Origin of the sequence: Streptomyces sp. NBC_01255, from assembly GCF_036226445.1 — a bacterium.
In the GTDB taxonomy this organism is placed as follows: Bacteria; Actinomycetota; Actinomycetes; order Streptomycetales; family Streptomycetaceae; genus Streptomyces.
The window spans coordinates 7,979,696-7,999,487 of record NZ_CP108474.1 but is presented as its reverse complement, the minus strand read 5'-3'; the positions used below and the strand labels follow the sequence as shown (position 1 = coordinate 7,999,487).

General features: G+C 73.0%; 20 protein-coding genes, 2 pseudogenes and 1 riboswitch. Of the genes and pseudogenes, 14 read left to right on the top strand and 8 right to left on the bottom strand.

Translation table 11 applies throughout. The features are described from left to right. The first annotated feature begins 131 nt into the window (after window positions 1–131). From dhaK to OG357_RS36160, 5 genes are all read left to right on the top strand, one after another. Entirely contained in the window at window positions 132–1,124 is a 993-nt protein-coding gene (gene dhaK, locus OG357_RS36180) for a dihydroxyacetone kinase subunit DhaK (RefSeq protein WP_329625128.1), read from the top strand. Between the two features lie 44 nt (window positions 1,125–1,168). Further along, window positions 1,169–1,789 carry a dihydroxyacetone kinase subunit DhaL gene (gene dhaL, locus OG357_RS36175; protein ID WP_329625127.1) on the top strand — a complete coding sequence of 207 codons (621 nt, stop codon included), beginning with the start codon at window positions 1,169–1,171 and terminating at the stop codon, window positions 1,787–1,789. Beyond that, window positions 1,786–2,196, top strand: a complete 411-nt coding sequence (locus tag OG357_RS36170; protein ID WP_329625126.1) for a PTS-dependent dihydroxyacetone kinase phosphotransferase subunit DhaM — start codon at window positions 1,786–1,788, stop codon at window positions 2,194–2,196. The genes dhaL and OG357_RS36170 overlap by 4 nt, the downstream gene beginning before the upstream one ends. Window positions 2,197–2,269: 73 nt before the next feature. After that, window positions 2,270–2,572, top strand: a complete 303-nt coding sequence (locus OG357_RS36165; protein ID WP_329625125.1) for an ArsR/SmtB family transcription factor — start codon at window positions 2,270–2,272, stop codon at window positions 2,570–2,572. After that, a complete protein-coding gene (locus tag OG357_RS36160; RefSeq protein WP_329625124.1) occupies window positions 2,569–2,961 on the top strand; it encodes a VOC family protein in 393 nt (130 codons plus the stop codon). Before OG357_RS36165 ends, OG357_RS36160 begins: the two co-directional genes overlap by 4 nt. 48 nt (window positions 2,962–3,009) lie before the next feature. Here OG357_RS36160 and OG357_RS36155 read toward each other — a convergent pair whose 3' ends face one another. Further along, window positions 3,010–3,402, bottom strand: coding sequence for a RidA family protein (locus OG357_RS36155; protein ID WP_329625123.1), 393 nt, complete (start codon window positions 3,400–3,402; stop codon window positions 3,010–3,012). A 14-nt stretch (window positions 3,403–3,416) separates the two neighbouring features. Next, window positions 3,417–3,652: riboswitch (cobalamin riboswitch) on the top strand. A 28-nt stretch (window positions 3,653–3,680) separates the two neighbouring features. Between OG357_RS36155 and OG357_RS36150 the strand changes: the two genes are divergently transcribed. From OG357_RS36150 to OG357_RS36125, 6 genes are all read left to right on the top strand, one after another. Further along, the gene (locus OG357_RS36150) at window positions 3,681–4,379 is read left to right on the top strand and encodes an energy-coupling factor ABC transporter permease (RefSeq protein ID WP_317593183.1); all 699 of its coding nucleotides are present in this window, start codon (window positions 3,681–3,683) and stop codon (window positions 4,377–4,379) included. Continuing rightward, a complete protein-coding gene (locus tag OG357_RS36145; RefSeq protein WP_329625122.1) occupies window positions 4,376–4,786 on the top strand; it encodes an energy-coupling factor ABC transporter substrate-binding protein in 411 nt (136 codons plus the stop codon). Before OG357_RS36150 ends, OG357_RS36145 begins: the two co-directional genes overlap by 4 nt. A 6-nt stretch (window positions 4,787–4,792) precedes the next feature. Beyond that, a complete protein-coding gene (gene cbiQ, locus OG357_RS36140) occupies window positions 4,793–5,542 on the top strand; it encodes a cobalt ECF transporter T component CbiQ (protein ID WP_329625121.1) in 750 nt (249 codons plus the stop codon). Beyond that, a complete protein-coding gene (locus OG357_RS36135) occupies window positions 5,539–6,405 on the top strand; it encodes an ATP-binding cassette domain-containing protein (RefSeq protein ID WP_329625120.1) in 867 nt (288 codons plus the stop codon). The genes cbiQ and OG357_RS36135 overlap by 4 nt, the downstream gene beginning before the upstream one ends. A gap of 96 nt (window positions 6,406–6,501) precedes the next feature. Continuing rightward, window positions 6,502–8,535 carry an NADPH-dependent 2,4-dienoyl-CoA reductase gene (locus tag OG357_RS36130; protein ID WP_329625119.1) on the top strand — a complete coding sequence of 678 codons (2,034 nt, stop codon included), beginning with the start codon at window positions 6,502–6,504 and terminating at the stop codon, window positions 8,533–8,535. 32 nt (window positions 8,536–8,567) lie between these two features. Next, window positions 8,568–9,110 carry a PadR family transcriptional regulator gene (locus OG357_RS36125; protein ID WP_329625118.1) on the top strand — a complete coding sequence of 181 codons (543 nt, stop codon included), beginning with the start codon at window positions 8,568–8,570 and terminating at the stop codon, window positions 9,108–9,110. Between the two features lie 61 nt (window positions 9,111–9,171). Here the strand turns inward: OG357_RS36125 and OG357_RS36120 are convergent, their stop codons facing one another. After that, window positions 9,172–11,070, bottom strand: a complete 1,899-nt coding sequence (locus OG357_RS36120; RefSeq protein WP_329625117.1) for a heavy metal translocating P-type ATPase — start codon at window positions 11,068–11,070, stop codon at window positions 9,172–9,174. A gap of 106 nt (window positions 11,071–11,176) precedes the next feature. Here OG357_RS36120 and OG357_RS36115 point away from each other — a divergent pair, with 106 nt between their 5' ends. Both OG357_RS36115 and OG357_RS36110 read left to right on the top strand, forming a co-directional pair. Continuing rightward, window positions 11,177–11,554, top strand: coding sequence for an ArsR/SmtB family transcription factor (locus OG357_RS36115; protein WP_329625116.1), 378 nt, complete (start codon window positions 11,177–11,179; stop codon window positions 11,552–11,554). Window positions 11,555–11,577: 23 nt separating this feature from the next. Next, window positions 11,578–12,969 carry an NAD(P)/FAD-dependent oxidoreductase gene (locus OG357_RS36110; protein ID WP_329625115.1) on the top strand — a complete coding sequence of 464 codons (1,392 nt, stop codon included), beginning with the start codon at window positions 11,578–11,580 and terminating at the stop codon, window positions 12,967–12,969. Between the two features lie 36 nt (window positions 12,970–13,005). On the opposite strand, the gene OG357_RS36105 is transcribed toward OG357_RS36110, so the two are convergent. Beyond that, window positions 13,006–14,346 carry a DUF2252 domain-containing protein gene (locus OG357_RS36105; protein WP_329625114.1) on the bottom strand — a complete coding sequence of 447 codons (1,341 nt, stop codon included), beginning with the start codon at window positions 14,344–14,346 and terminating at the stop codon, window positions 13,006–13,008. Between the two features lie 183 nt (window positions 14,347–14,529). Here OG357_RS36105 and OG357_RS36100 point away from each other — a divergent pair, with 183 nt between their 5' ends. After that, window positions 14,530–15,282 carry a GntR family transcriptional regulator gene (locus OG357_RS36100; protein ID WP_329625113.1) on the top strand — a complete coding sequence of 251 codons (753 nt, stop codon included), beginning with the start codon at window positions 14,530–14,532 and terminating at the stop codon, window positions 15,280–15,282. A gap of 23 nt (window positions 15,283–15,305) precedes the next feature. On the opposite strand, the pseudogene OG357_RS36095 reads toward OG357_RS36100, so the two are convergent. The 5 genes and pseudogenes from OG357_RS36095 to OG357_RS36075 all read right to left on the bottom strand — a co-directional run. After that, window positions 15,306–15,479, bottom strand: a pseudogene (locus OG357_RS36095) (rhamnogalacturonan lyase family protein); the annotation flags it as partial. Window positions 15,480–15,511: 32 nt separating this feature from the next. Beyond that, window positions 15,512–15,652: pseudogene (locus OG357_RS36090) on the bottom strand (RNA-guided endonuclease TnpB family protein); the annotation flags it as partial. 42 nt (window positions 15,653–15,694) lie between these two features. After that, complete coding sequence (locus tag OG357_RS36085; protein ID WP_329625112.1) at window positions 15,695–17,023, bottom strand: phytase; 1,329 nt, start codon at window positions 17,021–17,023, stop codon at window positions 15,695–15,697. A gap of 137 nt (window positions 17,024–17,160) precedes the next feature. Beyond that, a complete protein-coding gene (locus tag OG357_RS36080; protein ID WP_329625111.1) occupies window positions 17,161–18,696 on the bottom strand; it encodes an amino acid permease in 1,536 nt (511 codons plus the stop codon). 115 nt (window positions 18,697–18,811) lie between these two features. Next, window positions 18,812–19,786, bottom strand: coding sequence for a hypothetical protein (locus OG357_RS36075; protein ID WP_329625110.1), 975 nt, complete (start codon window positions 19,784–19,786; stop codon window positions 18,812–18,814). Window positions 19,787–19,792: the final 6 nt, after the last annotated feature.

The following is a 19,792-nucleotide window of genomic DNA, read 5'->3' as shown; positions in this document are numbered from 1 at the left end:
GTCAGCACCAGTACCGCTCGAAACCGCCCCCGGGCGCCATGAACCGCCAAGATCAATGACCGGCCTCACCCATTCTGACCTGCGAAAAGCCTGCTCAGCCACATGCCTGCTAGTCTCACCAGGAGGTATCCGTGAGGATGCTGATCAACGTCCCGGAGACCGTCGTGGCCGACGCTCTGCGCGGGATGGCCGCCGCCCACCCCGAGCTGACCGTGGACGTGGGGCGGCGGATCGTCGTGCGGCGGGATGCTCCCGTGGCCGGGAAGGTCGCGCTGGTGTCCGGGGGCGGGTCCGGGCACGAGCCGTTGCACGGCGGGTTCGTGGGGCCCGGGATGCTGTCGGCGGCGTGCCCCGGGGAAGTTTTCACGTCGCCCGTGCCCGAGCAGATGGTGCGGGCCGCGGCCGCCGTCGACAGCGGCGCCGGGGTGCTGTTCGTCGTCAAGAACTACACCGGCGACGTGCTCAACTTCGAGATGGCGGCGGAGCTCGCCGAGGACGAGGGCATCCAGGTCGCGAAGGTCCTGGTCGACGACGACGTGGCGGTGACCGACAGCCTGTACACGGCGGGGCGGCGTGGGACCGGGGGCACCCTGTTCGTGGAGAAGATCGCGGGGGCCGCCGCCGAGGAAGGCGCCCCACTGGCGCGGGTGGAGGCGATCGCCCGCCAAGTGGACGCGCGCTGCCGGTCCTTCGGGGTCGCGCTGAGCGCGTGCACCACCCCCGCCAAGGGCAGCCCCACCTTCGATCTCCCCGACGGCGAGCTGGAGTTGGGCATCGGCATCCACGGCGAGCCGGGCCGCGAGCGGCGCGCCATGATGACCTCGCGGGAGATCGCGGACTACGCCGTCGACATCGTGGTCGAGGACCTGCGTCCGTCCGGTCCGGTGCTCGCGCTGGTCAACGGCATGGGCGGGACCCCGCTGCTCGAACTGTACGGCTTCAACGCCGAGGTGCAGCGGGTGCTGGCCGAGCGCCGGATCCCGGTGGCCCGGACACTCGTCGGGAACTACGTGACGTCGCTCGACATGGCCGGCTGCTCGGTGACCCTGTGCGAGGTGGACGAGGAGCTGCTGCGCTTGTGGGACGCGCCGGTGCAGACGCCCGCGCTGCGCTGGGGTCGGTGAGGCAACGTAGGGGAGACGGTGTGGGAGAGGGAAAGGACGCAGACATGGGTGAGACATTCGGCGCGGAGTTTCTCGTGCGGTGGCTGGAGGCGATGGCCGGGGCCGTCGACCGTGAGGCCGATCGGCTCACCGAGCTGGACTCGGCGATCGGTGACGCCGACCACGGCGTCAATCTGAAGCGAGGGTTCGCGGCCGTGGCGGAGCTGCTGGCGAAGGAACCGCCCGCGACGCCCGGTGCGGTGCTCGTCGCCGCGGGGCGGCAGCTGATCTCCACGGTGGGCGGTGCTTCGGGGCCGCTGTACGGGACGCTGCTGCGCCGTACGGGCAAGGCGCTGGGCAAGGGCGAGCGGGTCGACCGGGAGCGGCTCGCGGAGGCGTTCGGTGCAGGTGTGGCCGCCGTGGCCCAGTTGGGCGGCGCCCAGGTGGGCGACAAGACGATGCTGGACGCGCTCGTCCCGGCCGTGGAGGGGCTGTGGAGCTCCTTCGGGGCGGCGCGCGCGGCGGCCGAGGAGGGCGCGCTCGCGACCGTACCGCTCCAGGCGCGCAAGGGCAGGGCCAGCTATCTCGGCGAGCGGTCGATCGGGCACCAGGACCCGGGGGCGACGTCGTCGGCGCTGTTGTTCGCCGAGCTCGCCGCCACAGCCCGTACGGAGGGTGCCGCGTGAGCGAGACCGCGCCGGTCGGCATCGTGCTGGTCTCGCACAGCGCGGATGTCGCGGCCTCGGTGGCGGCGCTGGCCCAGGGCCTCGCGGGCAGCGGCGGGACGGCGCCGATCCGGCCGGCAGGCGGGCTCCCCGACGGCGGTCTCGGGACGAGCGCCGAGCTGATCTGCGCGGCGGCGGAGGCCGTCGACGGCGGCGCCGGGGTGGCGCTCCTCGTCGACCTGGGCAGTGCGGTCCTGACGGTGAAGGCGCTGCTCGCCGAGGGCGACGAGCTGCCGGAGGGCGCCCGGCTGGTCGACGCGCCGTTCGTCGAGGGCGCGGTCGCGGCGCTGGTGACGGCGAGCGCGGGCGGGGATCTCGACGCGGTCGCCGCGGCGGCGTCGGAGGCGTACGCCTATCGCAAGGAGTGAGGCAGGAGGGACGGAGGGAAGGGGCGAGGGTGTCGACTTGATAAGCAAGTGAGGAGTTGCCTATCCTGGGGTGGTGGCCGACGACCTTTTCAAAGCCCTGGCCGACCCCACCCGCCGCACGATCCTCGACGAGCTCACGGAGAAATCCGGACAGACACTGTTCGAGATCTGTTCGCGCCTGAGCATGAAGCATCAGCTCGGCATCTCGCGCCAGGGGGTCTCCCAGCACCTCGCCGTGCTGGAGGCCGCCGGGCTCGTCGAGACCAGGCGAGAGGGCCGCTACAAGTTCCACGACCTGAACACCACCCCCTTGCGGCACATCACCGAGCGATGGCCCGTGCCCGACACCCCAGGACCGGAGAAGAGCACCTCATGAAGATCCATCTGACCAGCGTCTTCGTCGACGACCAGGCCAAGGCCGAGCGTTTCTACACCGAGATCCTCGGCTTCGTGAAGAAGCACGACGTCCCGCTGGGCGAGACGGACCGGTGGCTGACCGTCGTCTCGCCCCACGAGCCCGCCGGCACCGAACTCCTCCTGGAGCCCGCCGGCCATCCGGCGGTCAAGCCGTACCGCGACGCGCTGGTCCAGGACGGCATCCCGCTGGCCCAGTTCGCGGTCGACGACGTGCAGGCGGAGTACGCCCGTCTGCGCGGCCTCGGCGTCCACTTCACCCAGGAGCCCCTGGAGATGGGCCCCGTCACCACCGCCGTCTTCGACGACACCTGCGGCAACCTGATCCAGATCGCGACGGAGCCTAAGTAGTACGAAGCGGTGGCGGGCCGGCCACCGGTCGGCCCGCTCTCCCCGCCGTCAGCCGACGACGGCGTCGAGCTCCACCTCGACGAGCCATGCGGGATCGATGAACCGCGAGACCTCGACGAAGGTCGTCACCGGCCGAACCTCCGAGAACCGCTCCCCGTGTGCCCGCGCGGCCTCCTTCCACGAGGTCACGTCGGTCAGCATGACGCGGGTGCGCACGACGTCCTCCAGTGACGCACCCGCCGCCTTCAGTGCCTCCTCGGCGATGTCGAGACACCTGACGGTCTGGGCGTACACGTCACCCGGCGCGACGGCGGCCCCGTCGTCGCCGATGGGAGCGGTCCCGGCGACCGCCACGTACGCACCCTTTCGAACGGCCCGGGAAAAGCCGATCTCCGGTTCGAGTGGGGACCCGGAACTGACCCTCTGTCGAACATCACTCACCGCTCCGTGCTCCTCCGCGTTGTAATGCACCTGGTCAACGCACTAGTGTCGCAGGGCCTTGGTGTACGGGAAACCGGTGCGGTACCGGTGCGGCCCTCGCCACTGTGATCGGGAGTTCCGGCTCCACACCCATGGGAGACCCCCGCGGGCAAGCCACTGGACCGTTGTGGGAGACCACCGCGGTGTGGGAAGGCGGAGTCGGGACGTATGACCGTCAGCCAGGAGACCGGCCAGGGTGCGTTGTCCATCCACGAGGTGCTGGAGAGGGTCTCCCAACCATGCATATAGCCGAGGGGTATCTGCCCCCCGTTCACGCCGCCGCCTGGGGCGTCGCGGCCGCTCCGTTCGTCGTCCACGGGGTTCGCGCGCTCACCCGTGAGGTGCGTTCCAACCCCGAGTCCACTCTGCTGCTCGGCGCCTCCGGCGCCTTCACGTTCGTCCTGTCCGCGCTCAAACTCCCTTCGGTGACGGGCAGTTGCTCGCATCCGACGGGTACGGGTCTGGGCGCGATCCTCTTCCGGCCGCCGATCATGGCGGTCCTCGGGACGATCACCCTGCTCTTCCAGGCCCTGCTGCTCGCCCACGGCGGGCTCACCACGCTCGGCGCGAACGCCTTCTCGATGGCGATCGTCGGGCCCTGGGCGGGGTACGGGACCTATCTGCTGGTGCGCCGGTTCGGTGCGCCGCTGATGGTCGCCGTCTTCTTCGGCGCGTTCGTCGCCGATCTGTCCACGTACTGCGTCACGAGCGTCCAGCTCGCGCTGGCCTTCCCCGACCAGGGCAGCGGCATCATGGGCGCCCTGGCCAAGTTCGGTTCCATCTTCGCCGTGACACAGATCCCGCTGGCGGTGAGCGAGGGCCTGCTCACCGTGCTCGTGATGCGGCTGCTCATGCAGTCCAGCAAGGGCGAGCTGACCCGGCTGGGCGTCCTGACCCGGTCCGCCACGAAGCGACACGAGGAGGCGGCCGCGCGATGAGCTTCACCGTCAGCCGGAACACGAAGATCAACGCCCTGCTCCTGCTCGTCGTCGCCGCGCTCGCCGTGCTGCCGCTCGCGCTGGGGCTCGGCGACCACAAGGAAGAGCCGTTCACCGGGGCGGACGCGGAGGCGGAGACCGCGATCGCGGAGCTCCAGCCGGACTACGAGCCGTGGTTCAGCCCCCTGTACGAGCCGCCGTCCGGCGAGATCGAGTCGGCACTGTTCGCCCTCCAGGCGGCGCTGGGCGCCGGTGTCCTCGCCTACTACTTCGGTGTGCGGCGCGGACGTCGGCAGGGTGAGGCCCGCGCGCTGGCGTCGCAGGCCGGCGAGGGTGCGGAGAGCGCGGACACAGCGGGTGCCGCGACCGCGGGCTCCCGCATCGAAGCCGAGGGCAAGGACGCGTAGCCGCCCATGTTGCCGATCGACGCGGCGGCGCACAGCAGTCGCTGGCGCCGCCGCCATCCCGTCGAGAAGGCCCTGCTCGGCTTCGGTCTCACGCTCTGCGCGGTGTGTCTGCCGCCGTGGCCGGGTGCGGTGCTCGTCGCGGCGGCCACGCTCGCGGTCCTGCTGGGCCCGGCCGGGGTGGCGGGCCGTCAGTTGTGGCGGGCGTTCCGCGTGCCGCTCGGGTTCTGCGTCACGGGCGCGGTGCCGCTGCTCTTCGAGGTGGGCGGGGCGCGGGGGTTCGTGGCCCTCGCGCCCGGCGGGCCCGTCCACGCGGGCGAGCTGCTGCTGCGGACCGCCGCCGCCTCGCTGGGGGTGCTGCTCTTCGCGTTCACGACGCCCGTCTCCGACGTGCTCCCCCGGCTCGTCCGTGCGGGGGTGCCCGCTCCCGTGGTGGACGTGGCGCTCGTGATGTACCGGATCATCTTCCTGCTCCTCGACTCCCTGTCCAAGATCCGCCAGGCGCAGGCCGCCCGCCTCGGGCACACCACCCGGGCGGCGACCTGGCGTTCGCTCGCCGGGCTCGGCGCCACGGCGTTCGTGCGCGCCTTCGACCGGGCGCAGCGCCTGCAGTCGGGGCTCGCCGGGCGCGGCTACGACGGGACCCTGCGGGTCCTGGTCCCCACGGCCGCGGTCTCCCGCCGGTTCCTGGCGGCGGCCGTCGGGCTCCTCTGCGGGCTCGTCGCCCTCACCCTCGTACTCGAAAGGTTCCTGCCGTGACGTCTCCGACGACCTCCGCGACGCCCGTCGTGGAGCTGGTGAAGGCGGGTTTCGCCTACGAGGACGGGCCGGCGGTCCTGTCGGACGTGGACTTCGCGGTGCCGGAGGGGCGGGCGATCGCGCTGCTCGGGCGGAACGGCAGCGGCAAGACGACGCTGCTGCGGCTGCTCAGCGGGGGGCTGCGGCGCGGGAGCGGGTCGCTGCTCCTGGACGGGGCGGAGGTGACGTACGACCGGAAGGGGCTGACCCGGCTGCGGACGACCGTGCAGCTGGTGGTGCAGGACCCGGACGACCAGCTGTTCGCGGCCTCGGTCGGTCAGGACGTGTCCTTCGGGCCGATGAACCTGGGGCTGCCGGAGGAGGAGGTACGGCTCCGGGTGCGGGAGGCCCTGGAGGCGCTGGACATCGTGGCCCTGGAGGACCGGCCGACGCATCTGCTGTCGTACGGGCAGCGCAAGCGGGCCGCGATCGCGGGCGCGGTGGCCATGCGACCCCGGGTGCTGATCATGGACGAGCCGACGGCCGGGCTCGATCCGCACGGTCAGGAGCGGCTCCTCGACGCCCTCGCGCGGCTCCGCGCGTCCGGCACGACGGTGGTGATGGCGACGCACGACGTGGATCTCGCGCTGCGCTGGGCGGACGAGGCGGCGGTGCTCTCCCCCGCCGGTCTGCGGACCGGTCCGGTCGCCGAGCTCCTCGGCGACGACGCCCTGCTCGACGCGGCGCGGCTGCGGCGGCCCTGGGGCACGTCCGTCGCCCGGCTGCTGCGCGCCCACGGGCTGCTCGCCCCGGACGCGCCCGAGCCCCGTACACCGGAGGAGCTGGACGCCTGGCTGCAGGCAGCACCTCTTGCTACTGAGTAGTAGACATCACGTTCCGAATCTTCTGCAACTAGTTGCATAACAGAGAGGGGTCCCCTAGAACTGAGGTCGACTGATCCTGCGCGAGGAGGCGCCCCCATGACCGCGACCCCCACACCCACCCCGTACCCGCATCTGCTGAGCCCGCTCGACCTCGGGTTCACGACCCTGCCCAACCGGGTGATCATGGGTTCGATGCACGTCGGCCTGGAGGAGACGGAGCACGGCTTCGAGCGCATGGCCGCCTTCTACGCCGAGCGCGCCCGCGGCGGCGTCGGCCTCATCGTCACCGGCGGCATCGCGCCCAACGAGGCCGGCCGCCCCTGGGACGGCGGGGCCAAGCTCACCACCGCCGAGGAGGTCGCCGAGCACCGGCTGATCACCGACGCCGTGCACGGCGAGGGCGGCCGGATCGCGATGCAGATCCTGCACTTCGGCCGGTACGCGTACCACCCCGGCCTCGTGGCGCCCAGCGCCATCCAGGCCCCGATCAGCCCCTTCGTACCGAACGAGCTGACCGACGCCGAGGTCGAGCAGACCGTCGAGGACTACGCCCGCTGCGCCGAGCTCGCCAAGCAGGCGGGATACGACGGCGTCGAGGTCATGGGCTCCGAGGGCTACCTCATCAACGAGTTCATCGCCGCGGCGACGAACCAGCGCACCGACCGGTGGGGCGGTTCGTACGAGAACCGGGTCCGCTTCCCGCTGGAGATCGTCCGCCGGATCCGCGAGCGGGTCGGCGCGGACTTCATCCTCGTCTACCGCCTCTCCATGCTGGACCTCGTGCCCGGCGGCTCCACCCTGGAGGAGGTCGTCCGGCTCGCCAAGGAGATCGAGGCGGCCGGCGCCACCATCATCAACACCGGCATCGGCTGGCACGAGGCGCGCATCCCCACCATCGCCACCTCCGTGCCGCGCGGCGCGTACACCTGGGTCACGAAGAAGCTGATGGGCGCGGTCTCCGTCCCGCTCGTCACCAGCAACCGCATCAACACCCCCGAGGTCGCGGAGGAGATCCTCGCCGACGGACGGGCCGACCTGGTCTCGCTGGCCCGCCCCTTCCTCGCCGACCCCGCCTTCGTCGCGAAGGCCTCGGAAGGCCGCGCCGACACGATCAACACGTGCATCGGCTGCAACCAGGCCTGCCTCGACCACACCTTCAACCTGAAGATCACCTCCTGCCTGGTCAATCCGCGCGCCTGCCACGAGACCGAGCTCGTCCTCTCCCCCACCCGCCTCGCCAAGCGCGTCGCGGTCGTCGGCGCCGGCCCCGCCGGACTCGCCTGCGCGGTGTCGGCGGCCGAGCGCGGCCACGCCGTCACCCTCTTCGACGCCGCCGCCGAGATCGGCGGCCAGCTCAACATCGCCAAGCGCGTGCCGGGCAAGGAGGAGTTCGACGAGACCCTCCGCTACTTCCGCGTCCAGCTCGCCGAGCGCGGTGTCGAGGTCCGCCTGAACACCCCGGTGGCGGCGGGCGACCTCGACGGCTACGACGAGGTCGTCGTCGCCACCGGCGTCTCCCCGCGCACCCCCGGGATCGCGGGCGTGGACCACCCGAGCGTCGTCAGCTACCTGGACGTGCTCCGGGACGGCGCGCCGGTCGGCGAGCGGGTGGCGATCATCGGCGCCGGCGGCATCGGCTTCGACGTCGCCGAGTTCCTCACGGACGGCGGGGAGGGCGCGAGCCAGGACCCCGAGACGTACTTCCGCCAGTGGGGCGTGGACACCTCCTACGAGAACCGGGGCGGACTGCGGGCCCCCGAGCGCACCGCGCCGCCGCGCCAGGTGCACCTGCTCCAGCGCAAGAGCACCAAGGTCGGCGCGGGCCTCGGCAAGACGACCGGCTGGATCCACCGCACCGAGCTCAAGCACCGGGGCGTCGCCATGGTGGCGGGCGTGTCGTACGACCGGATCGACGACGAGGGCCTGCACGTCACGATCGACGGCGAGGCCCAGCTCCTGCCGGTCGACACGATCGTGCTGTGCGCCGGCCAGGAGCCTCGGCGGGACCTGTACGAGGAGCTGGTGGCTGCGGGGCGTTCGACGCACCTGATCGGTGGCGCGGACGTCGCCGCCGAGCTGGACGCCAAGCGGGCGATCGACCAGGGCACGCGGCTCGCCGCCGCGCTGTGATCCGTGTGGCCGGCCGAATCTAGGATGCGAGCATGTCCCTCCCGCACGCGATCCTCACCGCGTTGCTCGAAAAGCCGTCCTCCGGCCTCGAACTGACGCGCCGCTTCGACAAGTCGATCGGCTACTTCTGGTCGGCCACGCACCAGCAGATCTACCGCGAGCTGGGCAGGCTGGAGCAGGCGGGGCACATCCGCGCCCTGCCCGCTCCGGTGCCCGCGCGCGGGCAGAAGAAGGAGTACGAGGTGCTGCCCGCGGGCCGGGGGGAGCTGACCGACTGGGTCGCCAGGTCCGAGGACCCCAAGCCGATGCGGGCCGCCCTGCTGCTGCGGATGCGGGCGGCCGCGATCGTCGGGACCGAGGGGCTCCGGTCCGAGTTGGAGCGCCATCTCGCCCTGCACCGGGAGCAGTTGGCGGAGTACCTCGCGATCGAGGAGCGGGACTTCCCGGCGGAGCGGCGCCGCACCGAACCGGACCGGCTGCGCCATCTCGTCCTGCGGGGCGGGGTGGATCTGGAGCGGTTCTGGGTGGAGTGGCTGACGGGGGCCCTGGCGGAGCTGGGACGGCCGGAGGCGTAGCCGCGCGCGGCCTGCTCCCCGCCGGCCCCGGTTCCGCGAACCCCCCGTCGCACACCACGACTCACGCCGCGGCGCCCTCCGCCCGGCGCCAGGCCGCCTCCCTCAGCAGCCGCAGGCCGTTGAGGCCCACGAGGACCGTCGAGCCCTCGTGGCCGGCGACGCCCAGGGGCAGCGGCAGGTGGCCGACGAGGTCCCAGACGACCAGGGCGCCGATGCAGACGCCCGCGATCACCAGGTTCTGCACGACCAGGCGGCGGGCGCGGCGCGAGAGCGCCACGACGGCCGGGATCGCGCCGAGCTCGTCGCGGACCACGACCACGTCGGCGGTCTCCAGGGCCAGGTCGGAACCGGCCCTGCCCATGGCGACGCCCGTGTGGGCGGCGGCCAGGGCCGGAGCGTCGTTGACGCCGTCGCCGACGAGCAGCACCTTCGCGCCCGCCCGCTCCCATGCCCGTACCGCCTCCGCCTTCTCGTGCGGGAGGAGTCCGGCGCGGACGTCGCCGATGCCCGCCTCGGCGGCGATCCGGGCGGCGGCGCCCGCGTTGTCGCCGGTCAGCAGGGTGGGGGCGGTGCCGGTGAGCCGGCCGAGGGCGGCGACGGACTCCGCCGCGCCCTCGCGGAGCCGGTCGGAGAGTTCCAGGACGGCCGCCGGGGCGCCGTCGACGACGACCTCGACCGCCGTGTCGCCGTGGGTGCCGGACGCCCGGCGGACCCGTACGTCATGGCCGTCGACCACCGCCCGTACACCCTGTCCCGGCTCGGCGGCGAAGTCGGTCGCCTCGGGTACGCGCAGGCCCCGGGCGCGGGCTTCGGCGACCACGGCGCGGGCCAGCGGGTGCTCGCTGGGGAGTTCGGCGGCGGCGGCGAGGGCGAGCGCGGTCGCGTCGCCGCGGACGGCGGTCACCCGGGGCGCGCCCTCGGTGAGGGTGCCCGTCTTGTCGAGCGCCACGCGGTCGACCGCGCCGAGCCGTTCCATGACGACGGCGGACTTCACGAGGACGCCGTGGCGCCCGGCGGTGGCGATGGCGGAGAGCAGCGGGGGCATGGTGGCGAGGACGACCGCGCAGGGCGAGGCGACGATCATGAAGGTCATCGCGCGCAGGAGGGCCTCGGTGAGGTCCGCGCCGAAGGCGACGGGCAGGCCGAAGAGCGCGAGGGTGGCGACGACGACGCCGACGGAGTAGCGCTGTTCGATCTTCTCGACGAAGAGCTGGGTGGGGGCCTTGGTGGCGCTGGCCTCCTCGACGAGGGCGACGATCCGGGCGACGACGAAGTCGCCGGGGTCCTTGCCGACGCGGACGCGCAGCGCCCCGGAGCCGTTCAGGGTGCCCGCGAAGACCTCGTCGCCGGGTGCCGCGGGGGCCGGGAGCGGTTCGCCGGTGATGCTCGCCCGGTCGATGTCGCTCGTGCCGCTCAGGACGGTTCCGTCGGCGGGGAGGCGTTCCCCCGGCCGCACGAGGACGGTGTCGCCGGGCGTGAGCGCGGTGGCCTCGACGGACTCCTCGCCCGCCCCCGTGAGGCGTACGGCGGTGGCGGGCGCGAGGTCGAGGAGCCCGCGTACGGAGTCGGCCGTACGACGGGTGGCGAGGGCCTCCAGGGCGCCGGAGGCGGCGAAGATCACGATGAGGAGCCCGCCGTCGAGGTACTGGCCGATGGCGGCGGCGCCGAGCGCGGCGACCACCATCAGCAGGTCGACGTCGAGGGACCGCTCGCGCAGCGCCCGGAGGCCCGCGAGGGCCGGCTCCCAGCCTCCGGCGGCGTAGCAGACGGCGTAGAGCGGCCCCCAGGCCCAGCCGGGGGCGCCGGCGAGGTCGAGGGGGAAGGCCGCGAGGAAGGCGAGGGCGGCGAGCGCGGCCCAGCGCACCTCGGGGAGCGCGGTGGCGCGGGTGCGGGTGGGGCCGGGGCGGACCGGCCGGGCGGCGGCGGGGGCCTGAGCGGTGTCGAGCTCCGGGAGGGCCATGGGGGCACCTCTTTCGAAGGTGGCGGGGCGGCGGGGCCATCACCATACCGGAACACATGAAGAGGTCTTCACGTATTGACATACAAGCCGCGGCTACGATGAGCGCATGGGACACGGAGTGAACGGCGAGACGACCCCCGCAACCCACCTGGACGCCGAGTCCGCGGCGACCATCGCCGCCACCCTCCAGGCCCTCGCCACCCCGTCGCGGCTGATGATCCTCACCAAGCTCCGCCAGGGCCCCTGCGGAGTGACCGAGCTCGCCGCCGCCGTCGACATGGAGCAGTCCGCCGTCTCCCACCAGCTCCGTCTGCTGCGCGCCCTCGGCCTCGTCAACGGAGTCCGCCAGGGCCGCCGGATCGAGTACAGCCTCTACGACAACCACGTCGCCCAGCTCCTCGACGAAGCCGTCTACCACATCGAGCACTTGCGTCTCGGGGCACGCGACGCGGCCCGCACCGCAGTGGATACTGGTCAGTTGTAAATCCACGCTACGAAAGGGCGGGCATGGCCGACGACTTGGGGCGCCGCGCGACACGTCACGCGGTGGTCATCGGGGGAAGTCTCGCGGGTCTCCTGGCCGCACGGGTCCTCGCGGAGCACGCGGAGAAGGTGACGGTCGTCGAGCGCGACCGCCTCCCGGAGGGTCCGGACGCCCGGCCGGGCGTTCCGCAGGGCCGACACCTCCATGTGCTCATCGCGGGCGGGCAGCAGGCGTTCGACGAGCTGCTTCCGGGATTCATGGCGGAGCTGAAGGAGCTCGGGGCGCCCAGGGTGGGCGCGCCCGAGGACATGGTCCAGTGGCAGAACGGCCAGTGGTTCCGCCGGACGGCGGCGACCACGCACTACTCCACGGGCCCGCGCCCGCAACTGGAGTGGCTGGTGCGGCAGCGGGTCCTCGCCGACCCGCGCATCGAACTGATCGAGGGCCACGAGACGGTGGGCCTGACCGGCGACTCGTCGCGCGTCCGCGGCGTACGGCTGCGCGAGCGCGGCGCGGGCGCCGAGAAGGAGACCCGCGTCCTGGAGGCCGACCTCGTCGTGGACGCCTCCGGGCGGTCCACGAAGGCGGCGGACTGGCTGGCGGCGATCGGCGCCGAGGCCCCGCACGAGGAGACCCTCGACACCGGACTCGCCTACGGCACACGGGTCTACCGCTCGCCGGCCACGGACGCGGACACCGACGCCCTCGGCTACTACATCGTGCCCAACCCCTCCCAGGTGTACGGCGGCGTGATCCTTCCCCTCGGCGACGGACACCACCTGGTGACCCTGTCGGGGCTGCGCGGCGACGAACCTCCCACGGAGGAGGGGGCGTTCGAGGAGTACGCGAAGCGACTGCCGCACCCGGTGGTCAGCGAGTGGCTGGCGCAGGCCGAGCCGGTGTCCCCGGTGTACGGCTTCCGGAAGACCGCCAACATCCGGCGCCGGTACGACCGTCCGGGGCGCCGACCGGCCGGCTTCCTCGCCACCGGCGACGCCCTCTGCACCTTCAACCCGATCTATGGACAGGGCATGGCGGTCGCCGCGCTCTCCGCCGTCGCCCTGCGCCGGGCCCTCGCCGACCCGAAGCGCACCGCGACCACGCGGCAGGTGCAGCGCGCGCTCCTCGACGCCTCGCGGCAGGCCTGGGACATCTCGGCGGGCGCCGACAAGAAGATGCCGGGCGCCACCGGGGACGCGGCGCGCCCGGCGCCGATGGACAAGGTGCTCGGCTGGTACCTGCGCCGGGTGCAGGAGCGGGCCGCGGGCGACCCGGGCGTCGGGGCGCCCTTCCGTGCGGCCCTCACCCTGGCCTCCCCGCTGACGGCGCTGTTCGCCCCGGCCGTGGCGAAGGCCGTGCTCTTCGGGCCGGTGCCGGAGACGCCGGCCGCTCCGCCGCTGCGCCGCGACGCGTAGGAAAGCAGGGGTCGGCGGTCCCGGGTGCCGGACGGTTCAGACGCCCGGGGCCGCCGTCACCATGCCGGCCGCGATGGCCGCGCCGAGCGCCGCGTAGTCGTCGGCGTTCTGGCCGGCGTAGGCGAGCGAGAAGTCGGCGACGGCACGGTCGAAGACGTCCGAGGTGCCGAGGTAGGCGGCGATGGCGATCCGGTCGCCGGAGCGTGCGTGGGCGCGGGCCAGGGCTCTGCCGCAGAGCCGCGCGTAGTTCCGGAGGGTGGCCGGGGACATCGTCTCCACTTCGGCCGAGCCCTTCATGTCACGCAACTGGCGCCAGTAGAAGTGTCGTTGCCCGGGTCCGGTCATCCAGCCGAGGAAGATGTCGCTGGCGGCCTGCGTGAGGCGCTGCCCGGAGACGACGCGGCGGCCCTGGTGTTCGTAGGCCGTCGGCGGCAGGTAGGGCTCCAGGGCGGAGCGGCCGGCCTCCTTGATCTGGAGGAAGAGCGGGTCGCCGCCGTCGCGGCCTTCGAGGAGGAGCACGAAGCAGCGGGTGCCGACGCTCCCGACGCCGACGACCTTCCGGGCCGCGTCGACGAAGCGGTAGCGGTCGAGCAGTACGCGCCTCTCCTCGGAGAGCGAGCTGCGGTAGTCGCTGAAGATCTTGCCGAGGCTGACGCGGTCGATGTCCGTGGCCCGCTCCAGGAGCGGCGGGTCCTCGACGATGCGCCGGGCACCGGACTCGTCGGTCTCGGTGAGCTTGGAGACGGCCTGGAGGCTGGTGCGGCGGCGGGCCCGGGCGAGCCGGTCGGCCAGGCGGGAGCGGTCGCCGCCGCGGACGAGGGGAAGCAGGTCGTCGGCGGCTATCCGCTCGTACCAGACCTCGAGTTCACCGAGCTCCGCGAGGCGGCTCATGGCCGTGCGGTACGCCTCCGTGGCCACGAGCGCGGCCCGGTGGGCCTTGGCCTTCGTGCTGCCGTTCTGGAGGGCGGCGACGGTGACGCTGGCGGCGAGCCGCTTGACGTCCCACTCGAAGGGGCCGGGGAGGGTCTCGTCGAAGTCGTTCACATCGAAGAGGAGCGTCCGTTCGGGTGAGGCGTACACCCCGAAGTTGAGGAGATGGGCGTCGCCGCAGAGCTGGACGGTGAGTCCGGTGTCGCGCGGGGCGGCGAGGTCGGCCGCCATGACGCCGGCGGCGCCGCGGAGGAACGCGAAGGGCGAGACCGCCATCCGGCCGTAGCGGAGGGGAACGAACTCGGGCAGCCGGTCCTGGGACTCGCGCTCCAGGACGGCCAGCGGGTCGGGGCGCTGGGCGGACGGGATCCAGCGGCCGTGCGAGGAGCGGGGGACGCGCTTGCGTGCGGCCCGACCTCTCGCCGCGCGCTCCGACGGTGTCGTCATCCAGCCTCACCCGCCTCTTCCGCCGCCGCGGCCCGACGCCCGCCGCCTGGAACCCATTACACGGTGCGACGCTCGTTTCGGCCACTCTGCCGGGCCGCTCTAGCAAAATGGTTTAGACCAATGATAGGAATTGATCACCGATACGGCCCATGCGGTCACGCTGCGCTTAGAGAGGGTTTGATCATGGCCGAGCCCGATGTCGAAGCGGCGGAGGTCCCGCTCTATCTCCGGGTCGCCGCCGCCCTGCGCGAGGATCTCGCTCACCGGCGCATCTCCCCCGGGAGCCGGCTCCCTTCGGAACGGTGCCTGTCCCAGCGCTACCACGTCAACCGGCAGACGGTCCGCAGCGCGCTCCAGCTCCTGCGGGACGAGCGCCTCGTGGTCACCGACCGGCGCGGCACGTTCGCCGCGGCGGCGGGCGGCGATCCCGCCGCGCCGGCGCTCGCGGCGCGCCGGCCGACCTTCCCCGGCGGTCCGCGCGTGAGCGAGGCCCTCGTGCGGGCCTCGCTCAGCTGGGAGCCACCACCGGCCCCGCTCACCTCGCGCCTGCTGCTCGCCCCCGGCGAGCCGACGCTCGTCCACCGGCATCTGGTGCTGGGGCCCCAAGGAGCGGCGCTCCAGCGGGCGGTGTCGTGGTTCTCCCGGCCGGCACTCTCCGAGATTCCGCAGCTCGCCCGCTACCGGCGGATCAAGGAGAGCCAACACCAGCCCGACCTGCGGCTCCTCTACCACTGGATGCACCAGGCGGGGTTGCGGATCACCCACCGGGAGTCGGTCGGCGTCCCGCCCGGCCCGGTCACCACGACGACGGGCGACGGCGCGGCCCGGCTGATCGTCCACCGGGTGGTGAGCGACCAGCACGGACACGCGCTGGAGATCACGGACATCGACTTCTCGGCCCGGTCCGCGGCCTGGACGTACGAGTTCAGCGCCTGATCCGTTCTCTCCTGATCTGCTCGCTACGGTGTCGTGATCAGCGGCCTCGGCGGGGTGCGCAAGCCGTTGCCGATGTGGAAGCTCGGGTGCGGGGGCTGGTTGTAGGCGGTGTTCTGCCAGGCCAGCCCCGTGCGGTACATCGTGTCGTGCAGCAGGGTCGTGATCCGGGTCCCTGTCTCGAACGGCGTCGATTGAAGTGCTCTCCCGGCTGAAGCCGGGAGATTCCTGCTTACCTTGCGGCAGCGGGCTTGGCGCGCCTGACGACTGCCCTCCCGGCAGCCGGGATCAGCGCGAGGCCAGTCCAGTACAGGTGCAGAACGTTTCGGGCCGCGTTGTGGTCGGCGTTGCCCGACCACCCGCAGTCCGGGTTCCCCCGGGATCGGTTGCCCGACCCCGGCGGTCGGACCGTCCGTCAGTCGGTGTCGCGCGGGTCGAAGGACTCGGTGTCGACGAGCAGGGGCCGGGGGAAGGCGCGAGCCACCGATTCCCAGGGCGTGAACTTGAAGTTCGTGCTCTCACGTTCGCCGTCGGCGGGCGCGGCCTCGCCGTCGTGGGTGATGAGGAGGCCCCGGGGGAAGTTCCGGCCGAGCGGCACGTTGACCACGGTGCTGCCGTCGGAGTGCTGCACCCCGTCGGTGGCGGCGCCGTCGCCTATGGCGAAGGAGCCGAGGTAGGCGTTGTCGCCCCGCCGGTCGTAGGCGGCGAAGGTGTTGTCGCCCTGGCTGGAGGCGAGCACGTAGCCCGCGCCGTCAGCGGCGTGGTAGACGGTGACGCCCTCGGCGTCGGCGCTCAGGTGCTCGCCGCCGAAGCCGGGGTCGTGGGCCGTGTCGACGACGCACTCCTCCTCGGCGCTGTCGTACGTCCACGGGGTGCCGTACTCGCGTACGCGGTCGAGGAGTTCGGGCTTCTCGAACTCCGCGTCGTCGAGCTCGACCCGCCAGAGGCCGATGGCCTCCTGGGCCGCGTAGAGGACGTGCTCCTCCTGGTCGACGGCCATGCCCTCGACCTGCGGGCGCTCGCCGGGGTCGGCGCAGGGCCGCCAGGAGGTGCCGTCGGGGAGGGTGAAGGAGGCGGGCAGGTCGAGGGTGTCCTTCGTGCGGTAGCCGACCCGGCCGCCCCGGTCCACCAGTTCGAGCAGGCGCAGGCTCGTCTCCGCGCGACGGGAGACCACGACGTAGGCGTCGTCGTCGTCGCTGTACGCGGCGAGACCGTACGTGGTGTGCTGCTCGTCCACCTCGGACTCGTCCGCGGCGAAGACCGGCGCCACGCCGGCGGCGGTCACGTCGCGCAGGGGCGGGCGGCCCGCGGCGACGGCGGCGGGGTCGATGGCGTAGGCCCGGACGCGGTCCCGGCCGCGGTCGCTGACCAGGGCCAGGTCGGTCTTCCGGCCGGCCAGCTCGAAGCCGTAGACGATGTCGACGTTGTTGAAGCGGCCGGGTGCCGCGTCCTCGCCAGGGGCCGGGGGTGCGGCGATGTGCTGGAGCCGGCGTCCGTCGAGGCCGTAGACGTCGAGCCCGGCCTCCTTCAGGGTGCCGATCACGATGCTGCGGCCGGGGCGTGCCGGGTCGACCCAGACGGCGGGGTCGTCGGCGTTCGCGTTGCCGCCGGCCTCGTCGTCGTACACGGCGGGCGTCTCGACGCGCGCGGTGACGGTGACGGGGACGGGCTGGGTGGTCGCGGAGGCCGCGGTGACCACCGCGAGGGCGGCGGCGGCGAGAGCGGTCAGAGCGGAAGCGCTCACGGTACTCCTCGGTAGCGTTTGCGGACGGGCGTGACGCTACGGACGGAGGGTGGAGCACCGGGGACGCCGATGTGAACACCGGATGCACCGTGAACCCCCGCTGTGTGTGCGGGGGTTCACGGCCGGGGGGAATGCCGTCAGACGATGCCCTCCGCGATGTCCGCTTCCTCGCGGGCCGTGCCGTACGTCGTCGGCGTGCCGTACGAGCGGCGGGCGACGTACCACCAGACGCTGGCCAGGACCAGGACGACGGCGAGCGCGATCACGGCGTAGTTCATGGTGTCGACCGTCACCGGGGACTTCTGCGGCAGGCAGAAGAGGACGGTCACCAGGGCCACCCACACGACGGCGGTCCAGCCGATCGGCTTGCTCCAGCGCCCCAGGCTCCACGGACCGGGGGTGAACCGGTCTCCGGCGCGCAGCCGGAGGTAGATCGGGATGGCGTAGGCCGGGGTGATGCCGATGACGTTGATCGCGGTGACCGCACCGTAGGCGGTGGCGGAGTACAGCGAGGGCAGGGCGAGCACCGCCGCCACGGCGACGGCGAGCCAGACGGCCGGGACCGGGGTCTGGGTGCGGCCGCTGACCTTCCGCCAGATCGCGGAGCCGGGAAGGGCGTTGTCGCGGCTGAAGGCGAAGACCATACGGCTCGCGGCGGCGACCTCGGCATTGCCGCAGAACAGCTGGGCGACGATCACGACGAGCAGGAGGGCGGTGGCACCGCCGGAGCCGAGCGCGTCCAGGAAGATCTGGGCGGGCGGGACGCCGGTGGCGGTGCCCTGCGTGGCGGCGTAGTCCTGGATGGCGAAGCTGAGTCCCGCGAGGAGGGCGAAGCCGGCGATCCAGGAGACCCAGATGGCCCGCACGATGCCCTTGGCGGCGGTGACGGAGGCGTTGGACGTCTCCTCGGAGAGGTGGGCCGAGGCGTCGTAGCCGGAGAACGTGTACTGGGCGAGGAGCAGGCCGACCGCCGCGACGTAGAAGGGGTTGGCCCAGCCGGTGTCGTTGACGAACTCGGTGAAGACGAAGCCGACGGACTGGTGGCGGTCGGGGATGAACGCGAGCGCGCCGACGATGACCGCGACGCCCGCGAGGTGCCACCAGACGCTGATCGAGTTGAGGACGCTGACCAGGCGGACGCCGAAGAGGTTCAGGACGGCGTGCAGCAGCAGGATCGCGAGGAAGATGAGGAAGGTGGAGCCCGCCGTGGGTTCGAAGCCCCACTGGAGGTTGAGGAAGGCCCCGGTGAAGAGGGCGGCCCCGTAGTCGATGCCGGCGATGGCCCCGAGCAGGCCGAGCAGGTTCAGCCAGCCGGTGTACCAGCCCCAGCGTCGCCCGCCGAGCCGGTCCGCCATGTAGTAGAGCGCGCCGGAGGTGGGGTAGGCGCTGGTCACCTCGGCGAGGGCGAGGCCCACGCACAGGACGAAGAGGCCGACGCCGACCCAGCCCCAGAGCATGACGGCGGGGCCGCCCGTGCCCATGCCGAAGCCGTAGAGGGTCATGCAGCCGGAGAGCACCGAGATGACGGAGAAGCTGATCGCGAAGTTGCCGAAGCCGCCCATGCGACGGGCCAGGACCGGCTGGTAGCCGAGCTCTCTGAGCCGCGCCTCCTCGTCCTGGGCGGGGGGTGGCGGCTTGCGTATCGCGTCGATCGGGGCCGTGCTGCGGGACATTGGGGACCTCCGGGGGACGGACGGATGGAGCGGGAGCGGGGGTGGTGCGTACGGGGGGGCGCGGTGGCGCCGGTGGCCGGGCCGCGGCGCCGGGAAGGGGCCGTGGGCGGCGGGGTCAGCCGGTGAGACAGCGGGCGCGGGCGCGGAGGAAGACGTCCTCCGCGAGGGCTCGGTCGTCCGGCCGGGCGGTGCGGTAGGCCCACGGCAGCGTCGCGTAGTACGGGCCGAGCGCCTTGAAGACCCGGGCTGCGTCGTCGAAGCGGAGGGCCCCGTAGAGCGCGTGCGCCAGGTGGTTCAGGTCGAGCAGGGAGGCCTCTTCGGTGGCGCAGAAGAGGAACCAGGTGTCCAGAGCGCGCTCGGCGTCGCGTACGGCGTCCTCGGCGACCCAGTGGAGGTCGAGGGCGCGCTCGTGGCCGCGCTCGCGCCGGTAGCGCTCGACGCGCACGTAGAGCGGGAGGGCGTGCAGGGCGGAGCCGACGGGTGCGGAAGTGGCGGCCCACTGGGCATAGTTGACGGCCTCGGAGAGCGGTCCGGGGCTGCGTGCGTAGACGAACTGGAGCATACGGTGGTGCGCTTCGCGGTTGTACGGGTCACGCTTCTCCGCCTCCGCGAGCAGCCCCCAGGGGCCGGGGGCCAGCATGGGCGCCGGCGGGGAGTGCCGGTGCTCGGCCATGCGCTGGCGTCCGTCGAGGGCGGCGAGGGCGAGGAGGCCCACCCAGGGCACGGGGTCGGCGGGTGCCAGTTCGGCGGCCTCGCGGCAAGCGGTCCACGCCTCCTGCCAGAGTTCGCGGGTGCGGGCGTGGCCGGCGCGGTGGGCGCGCACGGCCCGCTCGACGGCGACGCGGCTGTGCATCACGGTGGCGGCGATGCTCCCGGGCTGTTCGGTGCGCCAGGTGTGGACGACGTCGGTGCCCGCGGCGACGGCGGCGAGGACCTGGGTGCGCCGGGTCCAGCCGTCCCACCCGGAGGTCTCGTCGAGCAGCCGGGCCATGGCCACCCAGCGGCCGGTGCGCAGGTCCTGGACGGCACCCCGCAGGGCGTGGTCGTGTCCCGCGGGGTGGTAGACGGGCCGGAAGCCCTGTGCGGCCATCAGGGG

Coding starts and splice junctions, on each gene's coding strand:
- dhaL (WP_329625127.1), top strand. CDS start 1,169: ATGGGTGAGACATTCGGCGCGGAGTTTCTCGTGCGGTGGCTGGAGGCG.
- OG357_RS36160 (WP_329625124.1), top strand. CDS start 2,569: ATGAAGATCCATCTGACCAGCGTCTTCGTCGACGACCAGGCCAAGGCC.
- OG357_RS36150 (WP_317593183.1), top strand. CDS start 3,681: ATGCATATAGCCGAGGGGTATCTGCCCCCCGTTCACGCCGCCGCCTGG.
- OG357_RS36145 (WP_329625122.1), top strand. CDS start 4,376: ATGAGCTTCACCGTCAGCCGGAACACGAAGATCAACGCCCTGCTCCTG.
- cbiQ (WP_329625121.1), top strand. CDS start 4,793: ATGTTGCCGATCGACGCGGCGGCGCACAGCAGTCGCTGGCGCCGCCGC.
- OG357_RS36130 (WP_329625119.1), top strand. CDS start 6,502: ATGACCGCGACCCCCACACCCACCCCGTACCCGCATCTGCTGAGCCCG.
- OG357_RS36125 (WP_329625118.1), top strand. CDS start 8,568: ATGTCCCTCCCGCACGCGATCCTCACCGCGTTGCTCGAAAAGCCGTCC.
- OG357_RS36120 (WP_329625117.1), bottom strand. CDS start 11,070: ATGGCCCTCCCGGAGCTCGACACCGCTCAGGCCCCCGCCGCCGCCCGG.
- OG357_RS36115 (WP_329625116.1), top strand. CDS start 11,177: ATGGGACACGGAGTGAACGGCGAGACGACCCCCGCAACCCACCTGGAC.
- OG357_RS36110 (WP_329625115.1), top strand. CDS start 11,578: ATGGCCGACGACTTGGGGCGCCGCGCGACACGTCACGCGGTGGTCATC.
- OG357_RS36105 (WP_329625114.1), bottom strand. CDS start 14,346: ATGACGACACCGTCGGAGCGCGCGGCGAGAGGTCGGGCCGCACGCAAG.
- OG357_RS36100 (WP_329625113.1), top strand. CDS start 14,530: ATGGCCGAGCCCGATGTCGAAGCGGCGGAGGTCCCGCTCTATCTCCGG.
- OG357_RS36080 (WP_329625111.1), bottom strand. CDS start 18,696: ATGTCCCGCAGCACGGCCCCGATCGACGCGATACGCAAGCCGCCACCC.
- OG357_RS36075 (WP_329625110.1), bottom strand. CDS start 19,786: ATGGCCGCACAGGGCTTCCGGCCCGTCTACCACCCCGCGGGACACGAC.